This window comes from Pseudomonas xantholysinigenes (assembly GCF_014268885.2).
Classification (GTDB): Bacteria; Pseudomonadota; Gammaproteobacteria; order Pseudomonadales; family Pseudomonadaceae; genus Aquipseudomonas; species Aquipseudomonas xantholysinigenes.
In genome coordinates, this window is record NZ_CP077095.1 from 1,856,286 (window position 1) to 1,864,486 (window position 8,201).

Below are 8,201 nucleotides of genomic sequence, written 5' to 3' on the forward strand. Positions count from 1 at the left end.
CCCCACGCTAGCCGGTGATTGTTACCGATAGATGACCGAGACACTTGTTCACATAATCTTGACAGAGATATGTAAGACTACGCTTCAGCCAGCAAGCCATTATACTTGCGTCCAATTCAGCAACGCGCCAACGGCCGTTGCGCCGTGAAATCCGATGGAGAAACATCTATGCGTCGTAGGATCGGTGCCGGAGTGATCGAGCGAGTCACCCAGGCCTGTGTCTGCGCCAGCTTGCTGCTGGCGCCCGTGGCGGCCACCCAGGCGGCCACCGAGGAAGATCCCTGGGAATCGGTCAACCGGCCGATCTTCAAGTTCAACGACACCCTGGACACCTATGCCCTCAAGCCGCTGGCCAAGGGTTACCAGGCGGTCACCCCGCAGTTCCTCGAGGACGGCATTCACAACATCTTCCGCAACCTCGGCGATGTCACCAACCTGGCCAACGATGTGCTGCAGCTCAAGCCGCACGCGGCAGGGGTCGACACCGCGCGGCTGATCGTCAACACCACCTTCGGCCTGGGCGGTTTCTTCGATGTCGGCACCAAGATGGGCCTGCAGCGCAACGATGAGGACTTCGGCCAGACCCTCGGCTACTGGGGCGTGCCCAGCGGGCCCTACGTGGTGATTCCGTTCCTTGGCCCAAGCACCGTGCGTGACGGCCTGGCCAAGTACCCGGACACCTACACCGAACCCTACCGTTACATCGACCATGTACCGACGCGCAACTCGATCTTCGCGCTGGACGTGATCGACACCCGTGCCAGCCTGCTGTCGGCGGAGAAGCTGATCCAGGGCGACAAGTACATCTTCCTGCGTAACGCCTACCTGCAGAACCGTGAGTTCAAGGTCAAGGACGGGCAGGTCGAGGACGACTTCTGACCGCATCGGTCAGATCATGGGGCTGCAGGGCGGCCCCATTTGTTCTGGGTGAATGTGTTACGGCTTAATGCATGGCCAGGATGCGCAGTCCGAACTTTTGCGCACCACCCGGCTGGTCGGCGATCCATACCACTTCGGTGCTGGCATGCAGCCCCGCCAGGGCTGCGTGGTCGGAGTCGATGCGTACCTCCAGGCGGTCACCCACCTGGAAGCGCTGCGGCGCCTGCACCTGCATGCCACTGCTGGAAAGGTCAATGCACATGGCGCTGATCACCTGGCCGGCATGCAGCAGGCTGACCTCGGCATCGATACGCATGCGAATGAAATCGCGTTTTTCGCTGTAGTCCACGGGGGGCTGGGCCATGCTTGCATCCTTTCGTCAGGTTGCGTGGGTCGGCTTTCTTATAACGCCGGGTGATTTGCCCTGTAAAGTGCAGGGAAGTCTACCTGCCCATGCTTGAAACGCCAGGCGGATGGGAGTACCGTCAGCGCCTTACAGGGCACCTCACTATTTGCCGGACCAGTCTTCTTGTCCTACAACTCAAATAGAGAGTGGCTAGAGAGCATTCCAGTAGCCGTCTGTCGGTCGATTTCCACAGCCGCTACGCCAACCCCAATCTGGCGCCGTTCGCCCACATGCAGAAACCCAGTGCAACGCTGCTGATCATCGATGACGACGATGTGGTCCGTGCCAGCCTCGCCGCCTATCTGGAAGACAGCGGTTTCAGCGTCCTCCAGGCCGGCAACGGCCAGCAGGGGCTCCAGGTCTTCGAAGCACACCAGCCCGACCTCGTGATCTGCGACCTGCGCATGCCGCAGATGGGCGGCCTCGAGCTGATCCGCCGGATCAGCGAGCGTGCCCCGCAGTTGCCGGTGATCGTGGTGTCCGGTGCCGGTGTCATGAGCGATGCGGTCGAAGCCTTGCGCCTGGGCGCGGCGGACTACTTGATCAAACCCCTGGAAGACCTCGCCGTGCTCGAGCATTCGGTGCGCCGCGCGCTGGATCGTTCGCGGCTGGTGCTGGAGAATCAGCGCTACCGTGACAAGCTCGAAGCCGCCAACCGCGAACTGGAAGCCAGCCTGCACCTCTTGCAGGAGGACCAGACCGCCGGGCGCCAGGTGCAGATGAACATGCTGCCGGAGAACCCCTGGATCGCCGACACGTTCGCTTTCGAGCATCAGATCATCCCGTCGCTGTACCTTTCCGGGGATTTCGTCGACTACTTCCGCGTGGACGAGCGGCGCATCGCCTTCTACCTGGCTGACGTGTCCGGCCATGGCGCCTCGTCGGCGTTCGTCACGGTACTGCTCAAGTTCATGACTACGCGGCTGCTGTTCGAATTCAAGCGCAGCGGCAAGATGCGCGAATTCAAGCCTTCGCAGGTGCTCAGCCACATCAATCGCGGGTTGATCAACTGCAAGCTGGGCAAGCATGTGACCATGGTCGGTGGTGTCATCGACGAGGACACCGGGTTGCTCACCTACAGTGTCGGCGGCCATTTGCCGTTACCGGTGCTGTACACCCCGGGCCAGGCCCGCTATCTCGAAGGCCGCGGCCTGCCGGTCGGCCTGTTCGACGAGGCCAGCTATCAGGACCAGGTGCTGGAGCTGCCGCCGCAGTTCAGTCTGACCCTGATGTCCGACGGCATTCTGGACCTTTTGCCGGGGGAGACACTCAAAGATAAGGAAGCGACCTTGCCGGAAATCGTCAAGGACGCGGGGGGCAGCCTGGAGGGGCTGCGCCAACGATTCGAATTGGCTACGCTTGGGGAGATGCCGGATGATATCGCCCTATTGGTGTTGAGCAGGAACCTTGAATGAGTACCGGTAGAATCCAGTTCGCCGAACAAAGCGGGACCTTCGTTCTGAAGTTTGTCGGTGAAGTGCGCCTGACCCTGTGTTCGGCGCTGGATGCGACGATCGAGAAGATCTTCACCGCGCTGAACTTCTCGGCCATTGTCATCGACCTGACCGAAACCGAGAGTATCGACAGCACCACGTTGGGCCTGCTGGCCAAACTGTCGATCCTGTCGCGGCAGAAAGTGGGCCTGTTGCCGACCGTGGTAACCACCAACCCGGACATTTCCCGCCTGTTGCAGTCCATGGGCTTCGATCAGGTGTTCAACATCGTCGATCGCCCGGTGCCGTGCCCGGAGTGCCTGACCGACCTGCCGTCGCAGGATCAGGACGAGAGCGTGGTGCGTTCCAAGGTGCTGGAGGCGCACAAGATTCTCATGGGCTTGAACGACTCCAACCGGGAAGCGTTCCATGACCTGGTGCATGCGCTGGAACGTTCCTGATTCTCAGTCCTAGCCGACCCTTTTGCAGGTAATACCCGCCCTCACAGGTGTTGTGCTGTCCCTGTAGGAGCGGGTTTACCCGCGAAAGGGAGTACAGCCGGCATCAGTCCCTACGCACGAACTCGGTCGCCGCCGCGCCATTGGCATTCAGCTGACAGACCCGTTCCGGCCGTCCCTCGCCGTCGAAGAACACCTGCCCCAGCCCTGCGCTGTTCCACAGCCGTTCCCCGGCTTTGCTGTGGCTCGGTATGCGCGGCACCACCTCCATTTCCCGGCGTTTGGTAAACCAGTTGAGCGGCGAGCGCGGCGAATAGAGCCAGCGGTTGAGCCGGTCGAGCACATCCAGCAGGCGCCTGGGGAATTCGTTCTTGATACCGCTGCTGGTCACCTGCCACAGGTGTGGGCTGCGCTGGCCATGGCGGATCAGCACCTCGTAGACGAACGAGTAGTGCACATCGCCTGACAACACCACGTAATGCCCTGGCGTGCGCGAGTGGCGGAAGATATTGAGGATCACCTGCGCCGCGCCGCGGTGGGCCATCCAGTTCTCCGCGTCCACCAGCAGCGGATAGCCCAGGGCGCTGAACACCCGTTGCACGGTCTCGATCAGCTTGACGCCGAAGATCGGTGCTGGCGAGACGATGATCGCCGAGGGATGGTCCAGCAACGCCTGCTGCAGTTCGCACAAGGCCTCCCAGTCGAGCAGGCCGGACGGCTTGCCCAGGTTGCTCTCGCTGCGCCAGCGCCGGGTGCGGGTGTCCAGCACCAACAGCGGCGGATTGCTCGGCAGCGCGTACTGCCAGCCCTGGAAGCGCAGCAGTTCGCCGATCAGCTCATCGCGGCCTTCGCCCAGCCTTTGGCACTGCCCGACCAGCGCCGCGCAGGCATCCGGGTCGTTGCCCCAGCCTTGGCACAGCAGGTAGCCGAGCAGGGCATTGCCGATGATGCGTCGCGAGAACGGGTGGCCGTAGGCGGTTTGTTCCCATTGCGCCGACAGGTTCCAGTCGTCGGTGATGTCGTGGTCGTCGAAGATCATCAGGCAGGGCAGGTGGGCTATGACCCTTGCCACCTGGCCGAGCCCATCGGCAAAGGCTGTTATCAGCGGCAGCTCGGCGCGGTAGCGGGCCTGGCGCTGCTCGGTCAGGCCCGGAGGCATGTCCATGGTCAGCAACGCCCACGGCAGCGGCGACCATACCAGCAGGTACATGGCCATGACCTCGGCGAAGGTCACCAGGTGGTTGTCGGCGTTGCTGGACGAGAAGATCGGCTTGCGCTTGCCGCCGAAGAAGCGCTCGCGCAGGGTCTCGTTGGCCTCTTGTGCTGGTAATAGGTCGGCGCGGTGGTAGTAGCAGGCTGGGTGGCGATAAAGCGCCGCGCCGCTGTCGACCAGGGCGCCATCCAGCGCTTCGTCGAACAGTCCCAGTTGCGCGATCAGCTCATGGATGGCGCGTAGCATGGGGCCGGCGACATCGTCGGCATAGACCTGGTCGCCTGTCATCAGCAGCAGGGCGGGGCGCTCTGTCGGCAGCGGGGCGGCTGCCAGTAGCCGATCGGCGCACAGCAGACCGTCGGCGGCCGGGTGATGGGGCTTGCGGCAGGACCCGTGGAGCAACTGGTCCAGGCGTTCACGCAGCACGAAGCTGGGGCGCCTGGCACCTGGGTAGAGCAAGTGCGGGGCCCAGTCGGCGATGCCCTGGCCATTGCTCAGGCGCAGGTCGTATTCCAGCACGGCATCGTATGGCAGCGGCTGTTCGAAGTGGATATCCAGCAGATGGATGTAGGCATGCGCGCCCACCGGGATCACCGTGCAGTGCAGGCCGGGGGTGACACCTGAGTGCTCGAGCAGGAATTCGGGTTGCAGCGGCTGCGAGCCGACCAGCCAGAGTGCCAGGCGTTGCGGTTCGAGGCGGCGCAGTATCGGGCCGGCAAGGACGAGGGGAAGGGTGGAGCTGGAGGTCATCTAAGGCTCGGCTTTGTCTGGAGTGGCGCTAGGCTCTGTACGAAATGTATCTGCACTCGCCCATACTGCGTTGAAACAGGGCTCGGAATGCTCATGTACTCCAGTACACTCCGCTTCCTCCCCCTGTTTCGCCTTGTCTGGCCTTCGCGCAGACACATTTCGTACAGACCCTAGGCCCGCTCCCACAGGAGGAGCCTCGACGTGGTCACTGTGGTGGGCTTGCCCTATCAGCTATCCCAACGAAAACGGGCGGAAAATGCTGTGCATTTACCGCCCGTCGATCAAGCCGAAGATGTATCAGGCTTTGTCAGCCAGCCATCAGCGCTTCCAGCTTTTCCTGGTCGCGAGCGAACTGACGGATGCCTTCGGCCAGTTTCTCGGTGGCCATGGCGTCTTCGTTCATTGCCCAGCGGAACTGGCTCTCGCTCAGCACCTGCTTGGCCTCGCCGGTGCTGCCCGGCGTGAGGATGCGCGGCAGCGCGCCCTGGTCGTCGGACAGCTGCTGCAACAGCTCGGGGCTGATGGTCAGGCGGTCGCAACCGGCCAGTTGTTCGATCTGGCCGATATTGCGGAAACTCGCGCCCATGACCACGGTGTTGTAGCCGTTGGTCTTGTAGTAGTCGTAGATTCGGGTGACCGACTGTACGCCTGGGTCTTCGGCGCCGACGTAGTCCTTGCCGGTGCTCTTCTTGTACCAGTCATAGATGCGCCCCACGAACGGCGAGATCAGGAACACCCCGGCGTCGGCGCAGGCCTGGGCCTGGGCGAAGGAGAACAGCAGGGTCAGGTTGGTCTGGATGCCTTCCTTTTCCAGCTGCTCAGCGGCGCGAATGCCTTCCCAGGTGGAGGCCAGCTTGATCAGTACGCGGTCTTTCGGCACACCGGCAGCTTCGTACAGCGCGATCAGCTGGCGGGCCTTCTTCAGCAGCGCCGGCTCGTCGAATGACAGCCGCGCGTCCACCTCGGTGGAGATGCGTCCCGGAATGACCTTGAGAATGCCCGAGCCCACCGCCACGGCGAACTTGTCGCAGGCCAGGTCGATATTGCCCTTGGCGTCGGCCTTGACCTGCTTGAGCAGGTCGGCGTAACCCGGGATGGCCGCGGCCTTGAGCAGCAGCGAAGGGTTGGTGGTGGCGTCGACCGGCTTGAGGCGGGTGATGGCGTCGAGGTCGCCGGTGTCGGCGACCACGGTGGTGAACTGCTTGAGTTGTTCCAGCTTGGAGGTCATGGGCGTGCTCTGTCCTGTGCAATGGCTCGACATTACCCGAGCCCCGACGGCCACTCAAGGCCCGTCGCAGGCCTGTCGGAAAAGCTTCGCAGGCAATCGGCGCCCTGTGACGGTGGGCTTGCCTGCGATGGGCTGCTGAAAGGGTACACCTTCGAGTGCCAACCCCGCCCCAGGTTCCCTTAGCGCCCTTGCAACAGCTCGGCGGCCTGGTCGAGCACCTGCAGCGGCTCGTTGGCCTTGTGAATATCCGCCGACAGCAACTGGCGGAAGCGCCGCGCCCCCGGGAAACCCTGGCCCAGGCCGAGAATATGCCGGGTGATGTGGTGCATCGCGCCACCGCTTTGCATGTGCGCGACGATGTAAGGCCGGAGTTTTTCCATCGCCTCGGCGCGGCTGACCACCGGCGCCGTGCTGCCGAACAGCTGCTGGTCGACCTCGGCCAGCAGGTACGGGTTGTGGTAGGCCTCGCGCCCCAGCATCACGCCATCGAAGGTCTGCAAGTGGCTGCGGCATTCGTCGAGGGTCTTGATGCCGCCATTGAGCACCAGCTCCAGATCCGGGAAGTCGGCCTTCAACTGCGCCGCCACGTCATAGCGCAGCGGCGGGATCTCGCGGTTTTCCTTGGGCGACAGGCCCTCGAGGATGGCGATGCGCGCATGCACGGTGAAGCTGCGACAGCCCGCATCGCGCACCTGGCCGACGAAGTCGCAGAGTTCGGCGTAGCTGTCGCGGCCATTGATGCCGATACGGTGCTTGACGGTAACCGGGATGCCGACCGCATCCTGCATGGCCTTGACGCAATCGGCCACCAGCGCTGGGTGAGCCATGAGGCAGGCGCCGATCATGTTGTTCTGCACCCGGTCGCTGGGGCAGCCGACGTTGAGGTTGACCTCGTCGTAGCCGGCCGCTTCGGCCAGGCGCGCGCAGGCGGCCAGGTCGGCCGGCACGCTACCGCCCAGTTGCAGGGCCAGTGGATGTTCGGATTCGTCATGGCGCAGGAAGCGCTGGGCATCGTTGTGCAGCAGCGCGCCGGTGGTGACCATCTCGGTGTAGAGCAGGGCGTGCTGGGAGAGCAGGCGCAGGAAGAAGCGACAGTGGCGGTCGGTCCAATCCATCATCGGTGCAACGCTGAAGCGGCGGGATGGCTCAGGGCGTGTGGCTGTGGGTGTGGCGGCTTGGGAATGCATAAGTGTGGGGCACGAACTCAGCGAAGCCAGGCGATAGGGTGCGCTGGCTGGCGATGGGAGGAGAGAATGGCTGACAGTTTACCAAGCATGGCGCGATTCGTCCGCTCCAGCCGGCGCCAAGACCGAGTCAATTGGCGCCGACTGCTCATGTTGGTGCCTTTGCTCCTTCAATGCCTGACTGGCACGTGCTCTGTCGATGCCGGGGCTTTTCTCTTCATGAGTTTGGCAATTGGCCGCTCCAACTACGCGATACACAAGACCGACAAAGTGAAAGCATGATTGGCAGCGCATCCGCGCTACCAAGTGCATTTCACACCGACTTCGGCATCCTGGTTGAATCTGGTGGAGCGCTTTTTCTCGACGTTGAGCGAGAAGTGGATCAAGCGTCAGGCACATACACCAGCGTGATGGATCTGCAGGATCCGATTGAGCACTACTTGCCCACTTACAACGCCAACTCTCGACCGTTTCGCGGGTATCGAAAGGCCGAGGACATCTTGGCGAGCGTCGGCCGGGCAGCCAAGGCATTAAGCCGAAAAATAGGAGTGTTATTTGTGAAACACCACACTAGTAATTGGGTTGGCCTCATCTGTGCGGATGTAGAGGCCAACCCTGTTCGCCCATGGTCGACTGAGATTAATAAAGTC

General features: G+C 62.6%; 7 protein-coding genes and 1 pseudogene. 4 read left to right on the forward strand and 4 right to left on the reverse strand.

The annotated features are described in order from the left end of the window. Positions 1–168: 168 nt before the first annotated feature. Positions 169–879, forward strand: a complete 711-nt coding sequence (locus tag HU772_RS08405; protein WP_186659850.1) for an MlaA family lipoprotein — start codon at positions 169–171, stop codon at positions 877–879. A 64-nt stretch (positions 880–943) separates the two neighbouring features. Here the strand turns inward: HU772_RS08405 and HU772_RS08410 are convergent, their stop codons facing one another. Next, positions 944–1,243 (reverse strand): PilZ domain-containing protein, encoded by a 300-nt coding sequence (locus HU772_RS08410; protein ID WP_186659851.1) that lies wholly within the window; start codon positions 1,241–1,243, stop codon positions 944–946. A 272-nt stretch (positions 1,244–1,515) separates the two neighbouring features. Between HU772_RS08410 and rssB the strand changes: the two genes are divergently transcribed. Continuing rightward, positions 1,516–2,700: a two-component system response regulator RssB gene (gene rssB, locus HU772_RS08415; RefSeq protein ID WP_186659964.1), complete on the forward strand. Its 1,185-nt coding sequence runs from the start codon at positions 1,516–1,518 to the stop codon at positions 2,698–2,700. After that, the gene (gene rssC, locus HU772_RS08420; protein WP_134691725.1) at positions 2,697–3,179 is read left to right on the forward strand and encodes an anti-sigma factor antagonist RssC; all 483 of its coding nucleotides are present in this window, start codon (positions 2,697–2,699) and stop codon (positions 3,177–3,179) included. The genes rssB and rssC overlap by 4 nt, the downstream gene beginning before the upstream one ends. Positions 3,180–3,282: 103 nt before the next feature. On the opposite strand, the gene HU772_RS08425 is transcribed toward rssC, so the two are convergent. From HU772_RS08425 to dusA, 3 genes are all read right to left on the reverse strand, one after another. Beyond that, the gene (locus HU772_RS08425) at positions 3,283–5,139 is read right to left on the reverse strand and encodes an alkaline phosphatase D family protein (RefSeq protein WP_186659853.1); all 1,857 of its coding nucleotides are present in this window, start codon (positions 5,137–5,139) and stop codon (positions 3,283–3,285) included. Between the two features lie 307 nt (positions 5,140–5,446). Beyond that, complete coding sequence (tal, locus tag HU772_RS08430; protein ID WP_186659855.1) at positions 5,447–6,367, reverse strand: transaldolase; 921 nt, start codon at positions 6,365–6,367, stop codon at positions 5,447–5,449. A gap of 179 nt (positions 6,368–6,546) precedes the next feature. Beyond that, the gene (gene dusA, locus HU772_RS08435; RefSeq protein ID WP_186659856.1) at positions 6,547–7,554 is read right to left on the reverse strand and encodes a tRNA dihydrouridine(20/20a) synthase DusA; all 1,008 of its coding nucleotides are present in this window, start codon (positions 7,552–7,554) and stop codon (positions 6,547–6,549) included. Positions 7,555–7,791: 237 nt separating this feature from the next. On the opposite strand from dusA, the pseudogene HU772_RS08440 reads away from it, so the two are divergent. Continuing rightward, positions 7,792–8,090: pseudogene (locus tag HU772_RS08440) on the forward strand (transposase); the annotation flags it as partial. Positions 8,091–8,201: the final 111 nt, after the last annotated feature.

Coding starts and splice junctions, on each gene's coding strand:
- tal (WP_186659855.1), bottom strand. CDS start 6,367: ATGACCTCCAAGCTGGAACAACTCAAGCAGTTCACCACCGTGGTCGCC.
- rssC (WP_134691725.1), top strand. CDS start 2,697: ATGAGTACCGGTAGAATCCAGTTCGCCGAACAAAGCGGGACCTTCGTT.
- dusA (WP_186659856.1), bottom strand. CDS start 7,554: ATGCATTCCCAAGCCGCCACACCCACAGCCACACGCCCTGAGCCATCC.
- HU772_RS08425 (WP_186659853.1), bottom strand. CDS start 5,139: ATGACCTCCAGCTCCACCCTTCCCCTCGTCCTTGCCGGCCCGATACTG.
- rssB (WP_186659964.1), top strand. CDS start 1,516: ATGCAGAAACCCAGTGCAACGCTGCTGATCATCGATGACGACGATGTG.
- HU772_RS08410 (WP_186659851.1), bottom strand. CDS start 1,243: ATGGCCCAGCCCCCCGTGGACTACAGCGAAAAACGCGATTTCATTCGC.
- HU772_RS08405 (WP_186659850.1), top strand. CDS start 169: ATGCGTCGTAGGATCGGTGCCGGAGTGATCGAGCGAGTCACCCAGGCC.